Origin of the sequence: Actinophytocola glycyrrhizae (assembly GCF_042653545.1) — a bacterium.
Taxonomy (GTDB): domain Bacteria; phylum Actinomycetota; class Actinomycetes; order Mycobacteriales; family Pseudonocardiaceae; genus Actinophytocola; species Actinophytocola glycyrrhizae.
Genome location: NZ_JBHSIS010000003.1, coordinates 204,040 through 218,474, shown reverse-complemented (window position 1 = coordinate 218,474; position 14,435 = coordinate 204,040). Strand labels below are relative to the sequence as shown.

General features: G+C 69.9%; 16 protein-coding genes. 5 read left to right on the top strand and 11 right to left on the bottom strand.

All coding sequences use genetic code 11. The features are described from left to right. Nucleotides 1–250: 250 nt before the first annotated feature. From ACFPCV_RS07160 to ACFPCV_RS07135, 6 genes are all read right to left on the bottom strand, one after another. Nucleotides 251–1,045, bottom strand: a complete 795-nt coding sequence (locus ACFPCV_RS07160) for an ESX secretion-associated protein EspG (protein ID WP_378055247.1) — start codon at nt 1,043–1,045, stop codon at nt 251–253. Nucleotides 1,046–1,049: 4 nt separating this feature from the next. After that, nucleotides 1,050–1,403 carry a hypothetical protein gene (locus ACFPCV_RS07155; RefSeq protein WP_378055246.1) on the bottom strand — a complete coding sequence of 118 codons (354 nt, stop codon included), beginning with the start codon at nt 1,401–1,403 and terminating at the stop codon, nt 1,050–1,052. Between the two features lie 13 nt (nt 1,404–1,416). Continuing rightward, nucleotides 1,417–2,694, bottom strand: coding sequence for a hypothetical protein (locus ACFPCV_RS07150; RefSeq protein ID WP_378055245.1), 1,278 nt, complete (start codon nt 2,692–2,694; stop codon nt 1,417–1,419). 97 nt (nt 2,695–2,791) lie between these two features. Beyond that, a complete protein-coding gene (locus ACFPCV_RS07145; protein ID WP_378055244.1) occupies nt 2,792–3,595 on the bottom strand; it encodes an ESX secretion-associated protein EspG in 804 nt (267 codons plus the stop codon). Beyond that, the gene (locus ACFPCV_RS07140) at nt 3,595–4,701 is read right to left on the bottom strand and encodes a hypothetical protein (RefSeq protein ID WP_378055243.1); all 1,107 of its coding nucleotides are present in this window, start codon (nt 4,699–4,701) and stop codon (nt 3,595–3,597) included. Before ACFPCV_RS07140 ends, ACFPCV_RS07145 begins: the two co-directional genes overlap by 1 nt. 21 nt (nt 4,702–4,722) lie before the next feature. Next, nucleotides 4,723–5,868 (bottom strand): hypothetical protein, encoded by a 1,146-nt coding sequence (locus tag ACFPCV_RS07135; RefSeq protein WP_378055242.1) that lies wholly within the window; start codon nt 5,866–5,868, stop codon nt 4,723–4,725. Between the two features lie 104 nt (nt 5,869–5,972). On the opposite strand from ACFPCV_RS07135, the gene ACFPCV_RS07130 reads away from it, so the two are divergent. From ACFPCV_RS07130 to ACFPCV_RS07110, 5 genes are all read left to right on the top strand, one after another. Continuing rightward, complete coding sequence (locus ACFPCV_RS07130; protein WP_378055241.1) at nt 5,973–6,611, top strand: metallophosphoesterase family protein; 639 nt, start codon at nt 5,973–5,975, stop codon at nt 6,609–6,611. Then, a complete protein-coding gene (locus ACFPCV_RS07125; RefSeq protein ID WP_378055240.1) occupies nt 6,608–7,453 on the top strand; it encodes a ParB N-terminal domain-containing protein in 846 nt (281 codons plus the stop codon). The genes ACFPCV_RS07130 and ACFPCV_RS07125 overlap by 4 nt, the downstream gene beginning before the upstream one ends. A 136-nt stretch (nt 7,454–7,589) precedes the next feature. Next, complete coding sequence (locus ACFPCV_RS07120) at nt 7,590–7,964, top strand: peptidase inhibitor family I36 protein (protein WP_378055239.1); 375 nt, start codon at nt 7,590–7,592, stop codon at nt 7,962–7,964. Nucleotides 7,965–8,065: 101 nt separating this feature from the next. Further along, complete coding sequence (locus tag ACFPCV_RS07115; RefSeq protein ID WP_378055238.1) at nt 8,066–8,518, top strand: hypothetical protein; 453 nt, start codon at nt 8,066–8,068, stop codon at nt 8,516–8,518. Beyond that, nucleotides 8,515–9,420, top strand: coding sequence for a DMT family transporter (locus ACFPCV_RS07110; RefSeq protein ID WP_378055237.1), 906 nt, complete (start codon nt 8,515–8,517; stop codon nt 9,418–9,420). Before ACFPCV_RS07115 ends, ACFPCV_RS07110 begins: the two co-directional genes overlap by 4 nt. A 92-nt stretch (nt 9,421–9,512) precedes the next feature. Here the strand turns inward: ACFPCV_RS07110 and ACFPCV_RS07105 are convergent, their stop codons facing one another. The 5 genes from ACFPCV_RS07105 to ACFPCV_RS07085 all read right to left on the bottom strand — a co-directional run bounded on the left by ACFPCV_RS07105 (nt 9,513) and on the right by ACFPCV_RS07085 (nt 14,429). After that, on the bottom strand, nt 9,513–10,694 hold the full coding sequence (locus tag ACFPCV_RS07105) for an ABC transporter ATP-binding protein (RefSeq protein ID WP_378055236.1): 1,182 nt from the start codon (nt 10,692–10,694) through the stop codon (nt 9,513–9,515). Nucleotides 10,695–10,700: 6 nt separating this feature from the next. After that, nucleotides 10,701–11,543 (bottom strand): carbohydrate ABC transporter permease, encoded by an 843-nt coding sequence (locus tag ACFPCV_RS07100; RefSeq protein ID WP_378055235.1) that lies wholly within the window; start codon nt 11,541–11,543, stop codon nt 10,701–10,703. Beyond that, complete coding sequence (locus tag ACFPCV_RS07095) at nt 11,543–12,481, bottom strand: carbohydrate ABC transporter permease (RefSeq protein ID WP_378055234.1); 939 nt, start codon at nt 12,479–12,481, stop codon at nt 11,543–11,545. Before ACFPCV_RS07095 ends, ACFPCV_RS07100 begins: the two co-directional genes overlap by 1 nt. Next, nucleotides 12,478–13,740 (bottom strand): ABC transporter substrate-binding protein, encoded by a 1,263-nt coding sequence (locus tag ACFPCV_RS07090; RefSeq protein ID WP_378055233.1) that lies wholly within the window; start codon nt 13,738–13,740, stop codon nt 12,478–12,480. The genes ACFPCV_RS07095 and ACFPCV_RS07090 overlap by 4 nt, the downstream gene beginning before the upstream one ends. A 158-nt stretch (nt 13,741–13,898) precedes the next feature. Beyond that, complete coding sequence (locus tag ACFPCV_RS07085) at nt 13,899–14,429, bottom strand: YflT domain-containing protein (protein ID WP_378055232.1); 531 nt, start codon at nt 14,427–14,429, stop codon at nt 13,899–13,901. Between the last annotated feature and the right edge of the window lie 6 nt (nt 14,430–14,435).

Below are 14,435 nucleotides of genomic sequence, written 5' to 3'. Positions count from 1 at the left end.
GCGAGTCCCCGGTCCAGACCCCGCGAGTCCCGCGTTCAGAACCCGCGAGTCCCCGATTCAGAACCGGTGAGTTCCCCGTTCGGAACCGGTGAGTTGGCGCTTCACGACACCGACTGGTTCACGAACCGGTGGTTCGGCGGTCCCGAACGGCAGACTCGCGAGTCCCGAACGGGGAACTCGCGGGTTTGAACGCGGGACTCGCGGGTTCTGAACGGGGGACTCGCGGGTTCTGGATGGGGGACTCGCGGGGTTAGCGGGTTTTTTGGGCTAGTTTGCGGATGGTGTCGCGGATCTCGCCTCGGGGTAGTGGGTTCACGCTCATCCACTCCTCGTCGCCTTCGAGGCGGTAGCGGCCGCGTTCGGTGTCGAGCCAGCGCAGTTCCTCACCGACGCGCTGCCACTGGTCCTCGGTGTCGTCGCGGACGGCGACCCCGACCTGACCGTTGCCGAGCACCGGCTGCAGGTGCGACACCATCCGCCGCACGACCCGGTCGTCGATCCCCTGCTCGGCGAGGATCTCGTCGACCTCCTGCGCCAGCAACGGTTCGTCGCGGTCGACGAGCGCGGTGAACGCCGCCTCCAGCGCCCGCCTCGGCAGGCTGAACGGCGCGGTCACCGGCGCCTCCACCCTCGGCACCAGCCGCACCAGGTCGTCGATCGCCTCGTCCAGCGTCGCGGCCTTCATCGCGATCATGCCGTCGTCCGACGCGAGGTCCTGCGTCACCAGCAGCGCCTCGTCGCGGTGCACCAGCACCGCGGCGGCCAGCAGCACCTCTTCCTTCGCCAGCACCATGTCCAGCACACCGGTGCACGACCGCAGCAGGAACACGAAGTCCTCCGCCACACCGAGCGGGCCGTTCTCGTCGGCCAGCCCCCTGGCGGCCAGCTGCTCCCGTGCCGACCGGAACAGCGAGCGCTGTTCGACGTCGTTCTGCCCGGAAGCCGGGATCTCCAGCGGGAAGGGGGCCTCGACCTCGGCGAACACGCACAGCAGGTCCACCTCGACGGGATGCAGTGGGGTACCCGCGTTGACACGCAGTTCCATCGCGTCAGATGTACCGGTTCTTGGTCGCGTTGTCTGCGTCCACCTGGAGGTACGTGCCCGCCGTGTGCTCCGCCGCCAGCACGAACTCCGACATGTGCGTGACCGCGAGGTTCAGCTGGCCGCGCAGCCCCCGCTCGCTGCCCATCCGGTCGGCGAACTTCTCCGCCAGCTCCTGCCCGACCGGGCTGGTGCCGAGCATCGGCGCGTAGTCCGGGGTGGACAGGTCCTCGACCTCGCGGGTGATCGTGTCCAGGTGCCTGCGCACCTCCGCGACGGTCTCCGCGAACGCCCGCACCTGGTCGGGATCGACGGCCCAGCCGCCACCCGAGCCCGTGGGCCCCGAATCGTCGACGTACATGCGTGCCTTCTCCTCAGAGCCCGATCACCGGTGGTGCTGCCTTCAGGTCCGACGAGAAGGGATCCTCCTCGATCGGCACCCTCCTGCGGTGCTCGCGGTTCTCCTCGTCCTCGGCGCGACGGCCACCAGCACCGCCACCGCCCATCCCGAGCGCACCAGTCTTGCTGAACCGGCCCCGACCACGGTAGTCGCGGTCGCCACGACCGCCGGCACCCATGCCACCGGGGAACCCGGCAGCCGCGCCACGGCCGACGCCACCACGGCCACCCGCGCCCCTGCCGCCCGCGGCACCGCCACGGCCACCCGCGTACGGGCCCATCGCACCGGCACCCCGGCCGGACGCCATGCCCGGCACCGCGCCGAAGGGAGTGCCGAACCCGCCGCCCGCGCCGCCGCCTGTCCCGGGAAGCCCGCCGCCGCCCGGGGTGAGCCCGGTCAGCGACTGCCAGCGGCCCTCCGGTGCGCCCGCGAACGCCGGGGCGGTCACCGAGACGTTGTCCACGGGTGTCGGCCTCGGCTGGAACACTCCGCCGACGCCGGGTGGCACCGGCGGCCCGCCCGGCCTGCCGATGCCGTCGTCCGGGTTCGGCAGAGCGCCGCCGCCAGGGTTGGTCCCGTCGGAGGGCGCGCCGAACTGCGGGGTGGTCTGGTCGATGCCGAGCAGGGCGCCCTCGTAGCGCTGCATGGTCTGCACGGCCTTGCGCTTCATCTTCTTCTTCTTGGAGCCGAAGCCGAAGGCGCTGGCGATGCCGCCGATGGCGGCGCCGAACGCCGCGCCGATCGGGCCTGCGATCGCGAACCCGGCCGCCGCGCCGCCACCGGCGGTCGCCAGCCAGCTGTTCTTCGGCATGCCGGGCATGGTGTCCTGGGCGGACCGCAGCGCACCGCTCGCGTCCATGATCGGCCCGGACATCCGCTGTGCGGTCTCGCCGAGCTCACCGATCCAGCGCGCGTTCGTGGTGACCTTGCGCACGGCGTCGTCGGCGGCCGCGCCGGTCCAGTACTGCATCAGCTTGTTCAGCGACCGCGACAGGTCCTCAGACGCCTTCGACACCGCCGTGCCGTGCCTGCTCCACTCGCCTGCCAGCGCGTTGAGCTGGGCGGGGCTCGACCGCTCGGCCACCATCCTGATCAGTGACTCGAGGCCGAAGCCGTTCCAGTTCACCCCGCCGCTGACCCACAGGTCGTTCTCCTCGCGCCTGCGCCTGCGCTCGTCACGCGCGTGCTGCGCGGCCTCCTGCGCACGGCGCCGAGCCTCGGCGACCTGCTGGAGGATCTGCTCGAAGCCCACGCCCCCGCCCCTCCCACCATCGATTCCGATGGTCACGGTAGCGGATGACACTGACCGAGAGCAGGCGAACAGGTCTCAACTTTTCGCAGGCAAACGCTCAACCGCGAAGTGACAACGCGAGGCTCCGCACCGCCGCGGCGAGGTCGTTCCCGTGCATCGGGTTCACCGACAGCCAGCCACCGTCGTCCCCCTCGACCAGCTGGAACCTGCCGCGCCCGGTGTCCAGCCAGCGCAGCTCCGGTCCGACGCGCTGCCACTGCTGCGCGTAGCCGCCCCGGGTCGCCAGGCCCATCTGGCCGTTGCCCCGCACCGGCTGCAGGTGGGTGACGAGCCTGCGCGCGAGCCGGTCGTCGATGCCGTTCGCCACGAGCAGCTCGTCCCACTCGTCGCGGCCGAGCGGGTCGTCCCCGCGACTCAGCAGAACCCGGTAGACGCGGTCCAGCGCGGCCTTGGGCAGGGAGAACGGGGCGGTCAGCGCGGCCTGGTGGTCGGGGATGAGGCGCAGCAGCTCGTCGACGGCGTCGTCGAGCCGCAGCTCCGCCATGCACAGCTTGCCCTCGCCGGTCAGCTCCTGGGTGGTGAGGACGGCGAGGTCCTGCCTGGCGAGCAGCACCGCACCCAGCGTCTCCCCGCCGACGGACAGGACGAGGTCGAGCGTCATCGCGGCGTCCTGCAGCAGGTAGGCGAAGGCCTCCACGACGCCGAGCGGGCCTCGTTCGTCGGCGAGACCACGGGCGGCGAGGCTCTCACCCGCCGCCCGGAGGACGGCACGGCGTTCTTCCGTGGTGGCACCGGCCGAGGGCACGCGGAGGGGGAACGGCGGCGCGGAAGCCGCCGCCGAACACAGGAGATCGACCTCCGCCGCGCCCACGGTCACGGCCGACCTGGCGCTGATGATCATCAGCCAGGCTTGCCGTTACCGGCCGAGGGCTCGCCGCCACCGTGGTCGTGGGGCTCGCCCTCGCCACGGCCGTCACCCCCGGCAGGGGGATCGTCGTCGCCACGGGGATCGCCATCCTGGCCGTGGGAGTCGCCCTGGCCATCCTCGCCCCGGCCATCACCGTGGTCCTGGCCCTGGTCCTCGCCCTGGCCGCCTTCGCCGCGACCGTTGTCCCCGCGCTGGTCGTCACCGCGGTCATCGCCGTCGCCGTCGTCGTGGCCCTGGCCGCCATCTCCTTGGCCCTGACCGTGGCCCTCACCCTGGTCGACACCATCGTCCTGGCCGTGCCCCTGGCCGTGACCGTCACCCTGGTCGTCGTCCTCGCCGTGGCCGTCCTCATCGTGGCCGTGGCCCTTGCCGTGACCGTGATCGCGGTCGTGATCCCGACCGTGGTCGTGATCGCGGTCCCGGCCGTGGTCGTGATCGCGGTCGTAGTAGGACGGCGGTGGTTCGGCGAGCTCCTCGTCCTCCCAGTCGACCTCGAACCGGTAGCTCTCGAAGGTCTCGAGCGCGTTCTCCTCGGCCTGCTCGTAGGCCTGCGCCGCCTCCTCGGCGGTGGTGACGAACCGCTCCATCCGCTTCATGGCCTCGGTGAGCATGGCCCGCAACCCCTGCTCGGAGTTGAGCCGGTCGTCGAACTTCTTCGCGAGCTGGGTGCCGACCGGGCTGGTACCGAGCTGCGGATCCAGCTCGGCGCCCTGCATGCGGTCGACCTTCATCCGCACGGCGTCGAGGTACGCACGCGCCCGCACGACGGCGTCGGTGAACGACCGCAGCCGGTGCGAGTCGACCTCCCACCCGCCGGTGGTCGTCGCGGGCGCGGCCATGGTGGTCGCCGGTGCGCCGGGCTTCTCCGCCTCCGGCATGGCGGGCGGCGGTGGCGGTGTGGCCGGTTCGGGCAGCGGGGTGGCGGACTCCGGCATCGGTGGCGGTGGCAGCGGGGCGGGTTCCCCTGCGCCGTTCACCTTGGCGAGCCAGGCCGAGCCCTCCTCCCCCGCCGCGGTCGGCTGGGTCACGTCGGCGTCCTGTTCCCGTTCGAACAGTGCGGTCACGTCGTCCCTGGACATGTGGTTGTTCCCCTTGGTTCCCTATAGCCCGATCACCGGTGGCGACGCCTTCTCACCCGTGTCGAACGGGTCGTCGGCGTCGAAGGGAACTCGTCTGCGGTGCGACTGGCCGCCTGCCTGCCCGGCACCCATGCCCGCGCCAGCCATCGGGGCCATGGGCCCCATCATCCCGCCGCCAGGCGACCCACCGGACGACGGGAGCACACCGGCGGCCCCGGTCGGCAGACCGCCACGCGGGCCGACACCACCGGCGGTGTCACCGATGGTGGCGCGGCCGCTCACCGGGCCGCCGGGCAGCGCACCGAAGCCACCGCCGCCGATGCCGGACCCACCGGCCCCACCGGATCCGCCGTAGCCACCGGACAGCCCGCCGACACCGCCGATGCCCCCGCCGCCACCGCCGCCGTCGTACCCACCCGGGCCACGCACCGACGAGGACGTGGTGTCGGACATGCCGGTCAGCAGCTGCCAGCGCACGTCCACCCCGGCCGCGACGTTCACGGTGCTGACCCACACCTCGCCGCCCGGCGACACCTCGACGTCATCGAGGCGGGGCCGCAGCTCGTCACTGCGTGCCTCGAACCGGGGGGTGGCCTGGTCGATGCCGACCGCCGCCTGCTCGAAGCGCTGCATGGTCTCGATCGCGACCCGCTTCAGCTGCTCCTGCTCGGCCTGCGCCTGGAACGCGCTCTCCGACCCGGCCGCGGTCGCGCCGACGGCCGCCCCGAGCGGGCTGCCCTCCGTCACGAGCTGTGCCCGGTCGGCGCCCTCCTGCGCGGACCCCGGCACCGCGGCGGGCGGCGTCGACGGCAGCTTGGGCATGGCCTCCTGCGCGGACTTCAGCGCACCGGCCGCCTCCTCGATGGGCCCACCCATCTCCTTGGCGGTCGTGCCGAGATCCCCGACCCACTGTGCGTTGAGCGCGACCGTGTAACGGGCCTTGTCCGCGGACTCGCCGGACCAGTAGTCCATCAGGTCGTCGAGGGCGTCCGCGAGGTAGTCGGCGGCGTCGGACACCCCGTCGCCGGTCAGGCGCCAGTCGTCGGCCAGTCTCTCCAGCTGCGGAACACTCGCCTTGTCGACGACCATGCTGATCAGCTCTTCCAGCGTGAACGCCGACCAGTTCACACCACCGCTGACGTAGTAGTCCGACCCCTGTTCTGCCATGTGGAGTTCCCCGTCCCTCTTCCCCGACTTCCGTTCCTGACTGTAATGGCTCGTGTGCGGCGAGGGCACTAGTCTGATCAGACGCGCGCCGTACGCTCGATGCTGTGCCGAAGTTGCTGACGGTGTCCGACGAGATTGTCGAGTCCCTGTGGACCGAACGGGTAGCGGAACGTTTCGGTTCTGTCGACCTGGTGCTCGCGGCGGGCGACCTGCCATTCGACTACCTCGATTTCCTTGCCTCCGCACTGGACCGGCCACTGGTGTTCGTGCCAGGCAACCACGACGCCGACCTGTCCGGGTATTCGCGGCGGCGCGGTCTGTGGTTTGCCTCCGGGTTTCCCGCGCGTTACCCGGGTCCCGCGGGCGCGGTGAACGCCGACGGCCGCGTGGTGGAGGTGGCGGGGCTGCGGATCGCCGGGCTGGGCGGGTCGATCCGGTACAACGAGGGGCCCAACCAGTGGACGGAGCGGCAGCAGGCGCGGCGGGCGGCGCGGCTGGTGCGGGCCGCGCGCAGGCGGCCGGTCGACGTGCTGCTGACCCACTCGCCGCCGCTTGGCGTCGGTGACCGCGACGACCCGCCGCACCGCGGTTTCGCCTGCCTGCACACGGTTGTGCAACGGCTGAGCCCCGCGGTTTTCGTACACGGCCACATCCATCCGCACGGGCAGCCCGTTCCTGATCGGTCCATGGGCGAAACCCGGGTGCTGAACACCGTCGGATACCGCATCCTGGAAGTGCCATGAACCGAGACACCGGCTTTCCTGTGGCCGACGCCGAGAACGACTTCCTGCGTGCCCGCCGCAGGCAGGTCCTGTCCCGACTGGGCGCGTGGCTGCGCCGCCAGCCCGACGACGTGAACATCATGCTGCCCTTCGACGAGGTGGTCGCCGCGCTGGGCCGCACCGGGGAGCGGCGCCTCGGACTGCAAGTGATCACTTTGGACTCGATCGTCGGCAGTGTGGACCGGCAGCGGGAGTTCGACCGGCGGTTCCGGCCGACGTCCGGGCTGGTGCGGGAGCGGTGGCAGCGGCTGGCGCTCGCGCAGCGGCGCGGCGAGTCGATCCCGCCGATCGAGGTGTACCGGGTCGGCGACATGCACTTCGTGGTCGACGGGCACCACCGGGTCTCGGTGGCGCACGCGCTGGCGCTGAAGACCATCGACGCGTTCGTCACCGAGGTCATGACCCGGTTGTCGCCCGGCGGTATCCGGTACCGCGGCGACCTGCTCGTGAAGGACTACCGGCGGATCTTCCTCGACCGCGTGCCGCTGCTCGGCGAGGCGCGGCGGGAGGTCACGCTCACCGACCCGTGGGACTACGCGGAGCTGGCGGAAGCGGTGGAGGCGTGGGGTTTCCGGCTCATGCAGGACGAAGGGCGCTACCTGGACCGCCACACCGTCGCACAACGTTGGTACGACGAGGAGTTCGTGCCGGTGGTACGGATGCTGCGCCAGGCCGGGATGATCGAGACGCAGACCGAGGCCGAGGCGTACATGTGGGTCGCGAGCGAACGGTACCGGCTGATCCGCACGCACCGGTGGGACGACGAGATCATCACCGCGGTACGGGAAAGCAAACGCCGCTGACTTTGTCAACTCAGGTGGGCTCTCCTGTGGACAACCCCGACCCTGTGGACAACTTTTTTTGCCATTCGCGGCACCTGGGCGATTCTCGTGGTGCACCGCATTCCGCGGCGCATTCACACAGAGGGAGTCCACGGAAATGAAGAAGTTCGCCGTTCCGATCGCCGCCGTCCTCGCCGTCGTCGTCGCCGCATTGCTCGCCGGCGCCGCGCCCGCCACCGCACAGCCCGACCCGCAACGGTGTGAACGCGGCGAGTTCTGCCTCTGGCCGGACGAGGACCATCAGGGGGAGATCCAGCGCATCGCGCTCGAGAACGCCAACCCGGGGGAATGCGTGCCGCTGCCGGCGGGATTCGACGCGCGTTCCTTCGCCAACCGGACCAAACGGCCCGTCACCGTCTACCAGGGAAGGGACTGCGCCACGGAAGCCGAGTTCGACACCTATCCCGGCGGCGGCACGTTCGTGCCCGCGGCACCGTACGTGGTGCGGGGGGTGCAGATCTGGGAGAACTGACTCACCCGGTCGAGTGGATCAACTGAACACCTGAGGCTTATCTCAGCCCCGATGAGGGAACGTGTAAACGCGTGCGCGTTGATCCACGTAGGGGGTGGGCGATGGACCGCGACCCGGGCTCGAACGGGTCCCGGGGCCCGCTGCTGGGCGGGTTCGTCGTCTCGGTCGCCGTCCTCTCCGTGGTGTCCCTCGACGCGATGGTGCGGTCCCCCGCGCCGATGACGCACCCGGGCCTCCGCACCGAGGTGGGCCCGTTCTCGCGCGCGGTCAGCCAGGTGTTCTCCGGCGACGGCCGCGAGGAGTTCGCCACGTCGGCGATCGTCCTCGCGGCCGGGCCGGCGGCCACGTCCCCGACAACGCGACTGCGGCACGTCTTCCCAGGCATGGCGATACCGGGCATGCTGGACGGACGGGGCGTCTCCGGTCCCGTGCGGCGAACGCTGTTCGTGCTGGAGGTGCCGACGATGATGGCGCTCGCGGTCAGCCTGTTGCGGGTCACCGTTGGCACTGCTCGCGAGCGCGGGACGCCAGCACGAGCCGAGGTCGCCGGATGATCGCACTCGCCATCCTGTTCGCGGTGCTCGGCGCGTGCTGCAGCGCGATCGGGGCGCATCTGCAGCACAAGGGCGTGCAGGCGGCGACCAGGGACACCGCCCTGCGGCTGCGTGGCGCGGCCGCGCTCGTGCACAACCGGGCGTGGCTGGCGGGGTTCGCGGTGCTGTTCGCGTGCGCGGTGCTGCAGATCCTGGCACTGGCGCTGGCCCCGGTGACGATCGTCGCGCCGATCGTGGTGCTGGCCCTGCCCGCGGTGGCGGTCCTGAACGCCCGCACGTCCGGCGAACGCCTGGACAAGACGGCGGTCGTCGCGATCGTCGCGAGCACGCTCGGTGTCGCACTGTTCGTGGCACTGGCGTCGAGCAGGGCGGCCGCTGTGGAGTTCCCCAGCTCGGCGGTGCTGCTGGCGTGCCAGATCATCGCGGGCGCGGTGCTCCTGTTCGGAGTGATCGGCGCACTGAGCAACGGCCTGGCCCGCTGCGTCGCGCTGGCGACAGGTGCGGGCGCGGCGTACGGCCTGGTGTCGGTGCTGGTCAGGGACGTGACGTACACGTTCCAGCGCGAAGGCGTCCTCGGCATCCCGCCACTGTCGGTGACGGGCCTGGTGCTGGCGTTCGCGGTGGGCTCGTGGTTCATCCAACTCGCCTACGCGAGCGGCCCGCCGGACATCGTGGTCGGCTGCCAGACGGTACTGAGCCCGCTGGTGGCGACCGCGATAGCGATCGGCCTGCTGGACGAGACCGCCGACGCGGGCGGCTGGGCGGGGGTGGGCCTGATCTCGGGCGCCGCGGTGGCGGTGGTCGGAGTGGCGCTGCTGGCACGCCACCACCCGGAGGCAACGGCCCGGGCAGCCCCACACGCCGCGGAACGCCGCATGTTCCGCGCGTCGTCCCGCCACTGACCGGCCTTCCCTTGCCGCCCGGCGGCCCGGCGTGCTGAGGCAATGCGGCGGGCCCGGTTCCTGGTGAAACCGGGCCCGCCGCCGAAATTGCTCTACTCCGCGTAGGTCAGGTTCTTGCCTGACGACGGGTCGAACAGCTGGATCTTGTCCGCGTCGAACCAGACGTCCACTTCCGCGCCTTCTCGTGCGCCGGACGTGGCGGACAGCCGGGTCACCAACTGCGTGCCGTGTTCCTGGAGGTCCGACGCGCCCGCGTCGGCGGCCAGCTCCTCCAATTCGGCGGACGTGGCCGCTTCGCCTTCCACCGTGAAGTACGCGTACTTGTCCGAGCCCATCGACTCCAGTACGTCCACGGTCGCGGTGAAGGTGCTGCCTTCGGACAGGGTGTGCTCGTCCAGTACGCGGGCGTCCTCGAAGTGTTCGGGGCGGATGCCCGCGATCACCTCCCGGGGGGCCTTCGCCGCCTCGGCCAGGCGGCGGACCCGGTCGGAAAGGGCCACCTCGCCCAGCCCCGTCGACAGCCTGCCGTTCTCCAGGGTGCCCGGCATGAAGTTCATGGCGGGCGAACCGATGAAGCCCGCCACGAACAGGTTGGCCGGGTTGTCGTACAGGAACTGCGGTGAACCGACCTGCTGCACCAGTCCGCCGCGGAGCACCACGACACGGTCGCCGAGGGTCATGGCCTCCGTCTGGTCGTGGGTGACGTACACGGTGGTCGTCGCCAGCTGCTTCTGCAGTTTCGACACCGAGGTGCGCATCTGCACGCGCAGCTTCGCGTCCAAGTTGGACAGTGGTTCGTCCATCAGGAACGCTTTCGGGTTGCGGACGATCGCGCGCCCCATCGCCACGCGCTGGCGCTGGCCACCGGAGAGGTTCGCCGGTTTGCGGTCCAGGTGCTGTGTGAGGTCGAGGATGCGTGCGGCGTCGTCCACCTTCTGGCGGACCGTCGCGTCGTCGACCTTCGCCAGGCGCAGCGGGAACGCCATGTTCTCGCGGACGCTCATGTGCGGGTACAGGGCATACGACTGGAACACCATCGCGATGTCCCGGTCCTTCGGCGCCTTCTCGTTGACCCGCTGGCCGTCGATGCGCAGCTCACCGGAGGTGATGTCCTCCAGCCCGGCGATCATGTTGAGCATCGTCGACTTGCCACAGCCGGACGGGCCGACCAGGATGACGAACTCGCCGTCCGCGATCTTGATGTCCACATCGGACACCGCGAGGGCGCCGTCCGGGTACCGCTTGCTCACCTTGTCAAGGACGATCTCTGCCATATCCCCTCAGCCCTTCACGGCGCCGGACGTCAGCCCCGCGACAATGCGGCGCTGGAAGAACAACACGAAAATGATGATCGGGACGGTGATCACCACGGCGGCCGCGGAGATCGTCCCGGTCGGGGCCTCGAACTGCGAGGCACCGGTGAAGAACGACAGCGCGGCGGGCACCGTGCGCGACGCCTCGGTGGACGTCAGCGAGATGGCGAACAGGAAGTCGTTCCAGCAGAAGATGAACACCAGGATCGCCGTCGTGAACACGCCTGGCGCGGCCAGCGGGGCGATGACCCGCCGGAACGCCTGAGCCGGTGTCGCGCCGTCCATCTTCGCCGCCTTCTCCAGCTCCCACGGGATCTCCCGGAAGAACGCCGACAGCGTGTAGATCGCGAGCGGCAACGCGAACGTGATGTAGGGCAGGATCAGGCCCGGCCACGTGTCGAACAGGCCGAGCTGCCGCTCCATCTCGAACAGCGGCGACACGAGCGACACCTGCGGGAACATCGCGATCAGCAGCGAGACACCGACCAGTGCCCGCTTGCCCGGGAAGTCCAGCCGCGCGATGGCGTACGCGGCCATCGTGCCGAGCACGACCGCGATCAACGTCGCGATGATCGCGATGCCGATCGAGTTGATCAGCGCGCGGATGAACAGGTTGGTGGAGAAGATGTCCGCGTAGTTCTGCCAGGTCCAGTCGCGGGGAACGAAGTTCCTGTCGGTCTGCGTCTCCGTGGTCTTGAACGACAGGGAAACGGTCCACAGCACGGGAACGAGCGCGTACACCACGACCACGATGTCCACGATGGTCCAGCGCGCCTTGCGGCCGGTGGTGCCACCACCGATGACGGCCATCAGCGCCTCCCTCCCGAGTCGCTGCCGGGTGCCGAGGCCCCGAACAGCTTGACGAAGATGAACGCGATGATCGCCACCGCGATGAAGATCAGCACGGACATGGTCGAACCGATACCCAGGTTCAGGCCCTTGATCAGGTTGTTGTAGGTCAGCATGGACACCGACGACGTGTCGTTCGCGCCCTTGGTGAGCACGTAGATGTTGTCGAAGATGCGGAACGCGTCGAGCGTGCGGAACAGCAGCGCCACCAGGATCGCCGGCTTCATCACCGGCACCATCACCTTCGTGAACCGCTGCCACGCGCTCGCGCCGTCCATCGACGCGGCCTTCAGCAGGTCGTCCGGCACCAGTGCGAGACCCGCCATCAGCAGCAACGCCATGAACGGCGTGGTCTTCCACACCTCGGCGAGGATGATGATCGCGATCGACGCGAACCGGTCGGTCAACGGCGCCTCGGCACCGAACAGCGCGGCGAGGTAACCGGTGTCCGGGTTCCAGGCGTAGAACCACGAGAACGCCGCGACCACGGTCACGATCCCGTACGGGATCAGGGAAACCGTGCGGACCAGACCGCGGCCGACGAGCGTCCGGTGCATCACCAGCGCCAGCATCATGCCCAGCACCAGCTCGATCACCACCGAAACCACGGTGATGAACGCGGTGACACCGAACGCGGTCCACCAGTAGCTGTTGGACAGCACCGCCACGTAGTTGTCGAACCACACGAACTGGCGCTCGTCGGGGAACCGGAGGTCGTAGCGCTGCATCGACAGCCAGACCGAGTAGATGATCGGCCAGCCGGTGACCGCGATCATCACGAACGCGGCCGGGGCGCACAGCATCCAGCCGAGTCTGCGCTCGGCCCTCTTGCCCTCGCTGAGCGAGGGCCTCTTCTTCGCCGATGCCTCGACCACCGGCGCGTCAACGGTCTGGCTCACGGGAGAACTCCCTTGGATTCCAAGGCTTTCTGCAGCTGCTCACGCAGTTCGTCCGCGGTGGCCGCCGGCTCGATGTCCTCCGGCGGCGACAGCACCTTCGACGTGACGGTGGACAGGTTCTGGTACGCCGGGGTCAGCGGGCGGACCGCCGCGTCCCGCAGCTCCTCGAGAATCGTCTCCCACATGGGGTACGCCTCGACGAACTCCTGGTCGCCGCCGTCGTACACCGACTCGATCGTCGGCGGCACCCCGTCGTTGATCGCCGAGAACCGCTGGCTTTCCGCGCTGCGCAGGCACAACGCGGCCTCGAACGCCTCCGGCTTGTGCTGCGAGTACGCGCTCACCCCCAGGTTGTAGCCACCGATCGTGACCCGGCCCGGTCCGTCGATGCCCGGGTAGCGCGCCCACTTGAAGTGCTTCGCGCGCTCGGGGTTGGCTGCCTGCATCGCGGCGTAGACGTACGGCCAGTTCAGCTCGAACGCGGCTTCGCTGTCGCTGCTCTCGAAGCCCTGCTGAACCTGCTGCTCCTGCGCGTTGGTCAGCGACGGGTCGGTGACCCCGGCGGTCGCGACCTCCTTGAGCAGCCGCAACGCGTCGACGGCACCCTCGTCCATGACGACCTCCATGCCGTCGTCGGACAGGATCTGCCCGCCGTAGGAGGCGACCATCGTGTTGTAGGTGACCACGAGCCCCTCGTACTGCGCCCCGGTGAAGAGGATCTGGTACGGCTTGCCCTCACGTTTCAGCCGCTTCGCCGCTTCGAGCATCTCGTCCCACGTCACCGGCGGGTCGGGGGTCAGCCGGTCGTCGTACCAGAGCAGCTGGACGTTGGTGTTCTTGGTGGCGGCGAAGAGCTTGTCGTTCCACGTGGCCGTCGTCAGCGGGCCATCGAGCACGCCTTGCTCGGCCTCCTGCTTGTCCTGGCCCGTCCACTCCTCGAGCCATTCCGCCTCGGCGAACTCGGGCACCCAGGTGACGTCGAGCCCCAGGATGTCGAGGTCGGTGTCGCCTGCCGCGAGGCGGCGCACCATCTGCTCACGCTGACCGTCGGCGTCCCGGGGCAGCGTGCGGTAGACGATCTCGTAGCGGCCCCCGGCCGCCTCGTTGCACCGGTCGATGACCGACTGGAAGTTCTGTTCCGGCGCGTAGTAGACGTTGATCTGCATGCCGTCGTCCGAGCCGCAGGCCGCGATCGTGGACGCCGTCATCAGTGCGGCCCCGCTTACGGCGAGCGTCCGCCAGCGGGCGGTACTGCCCATGTGAACCCTGCCTCCCTATCCCTCCGGCACGGAGAAGGGAGGCGCGCGGCACCTCAGCGTGCCAGGTGGATGCGTTTGTCACGGTCCACTGAACCTAGGCCCGTTGATCACGGCCCGCAACCCACGATGGTCACGATCCGATCAACGGCTGTAACGGTCTAATCCGTTGCTCCGGACGGGCGCATCGCGAGCTTGGCGAGCAGGTCACGACCCTTCTCCGCGTTTCGTGGCTGGGCGAGCACGTCGTAGCGGCCCGCCACCAACTGGCTCGCCGACGCGATCTCCCTTCCCGAGCTGCGCGTGGTCGCATACCCCACCGCCGCGAAGATCAAACCGAAGACGACACCCGCGACCAGCCCGACGAGAATCGGCGCGAACGACATGCTCTGGGAGCTGAACAGGCCGAGCAGCAGACCGACGAACAGGCCGAACCACGCGCCGGACAACGCACCGGTGCCAAGCACCTTCGGCCAGCTCAGCCGGCCGATCACCCGCTCGACCAGCATCAGGTCCACGCCGACGATCGTGACCTCCTGCACGGGGAACTCGTTGCCTGCCAGGTACTCGACCGCGCGATGGGCCTCCTGGTACGTGCCGTAGGACCCGATCGGCCACCCGGACGGGGGCGTCGGCACCTTGGGGAGCGCCTGGCTCCTCCCTCTGGCCGAGCCGGAGAACGCGCCACTCACCGTTGC

Bases quoted from the DNA above. Each gene is read 5' to 3' on its own strand.
- ACFPCV_RS07160 (WP_378055247.1), bottom strand. From the start codon at position 1,045: ATGGAACTGCGTGTCAACGCGGGTACCCCACTGCATCCCGTCGAGGTG.
- ACFPCV_RS07155 (WP_378055246.1), bottom strand. From the start codon at position 1,403: ATGTACGTCGACGATTCGGGGCCCACGGGCTCGGGTGGCGGCTGGGCC.
- ACFPCV_RS07145 (WP_378055244.1), bottom strand. From the start codon at position 3,595: ATGATCATCAGCGCCAGGTCGGCCGTGACCGTGGGCGCGGCGGAGGTC.
- ACFPCV_RS07140 (WP_378055243.1), bottom strand. From the start codon at position 4,701: ATGTCCAGGGACGACGTGACCGCACTGTTCGAACGGGAACAGGACGCC.
- ACFPCV_RS07135 (WP_378055242.1), bottom strand. From the start codon at position 5,868: ATGGCAGAACAGGGGTCGGACTACTACGTCAGCGGTGGTGTGAACTGG.
- ACFPCV_RS07125 (WP_378055240.1), top strand. From the start codon at position 6,608: ATGAACCGAGACACCGGCTTTCCTGTGGCCGACGCCGAGAACGACTTC.
- ACFPCV_RS07120 (WP_378055239.1), top strand. From the start codon at position 7,590: ATGAAGAAGTTCGCCGTTCCGATCGCCGCCGTCCTCGCCGTCGTCGTC.
- ACFPCV_RS07115 (WP_378055238.1), top strand. From the start codon at position 8,066: ATGGACCGCGACCCGGGCTCGAACGGGTCCCGGGGCCCGCTGCTGGGC.
- ACFPCV_RS07110 (WP_378055237.1), top strand. From the start codon at position 8,515: ATGATCGCACTCGCCATCCTGTTCGCGGTGCTCGGCGCGTGCTGCAGC.
- ACFPCV_RS07105 (WP_378055236.1), bottom strand. From the start codon at position 10,694: ATGGCAGAGATCGTCCTTGACAAGGTGAGCAAGCGGTACCCGGACGGC.
- ACFPCV_RS07100 (WP_378055235.1), bottom strand. From the start codon at position 11,543: ATGGCCGTCATCGGTGGTGGCACCACCGGCCGCAAGGCGCGCTGGACC.
- ACFPCV_RS07090 (WP_378055233.1), bottom strand. From the start codon at position 13,740: ATGGGCAGTACCGCCCGCTGGCGGACGCTCGCCGTAAGCGGGGCCGCA.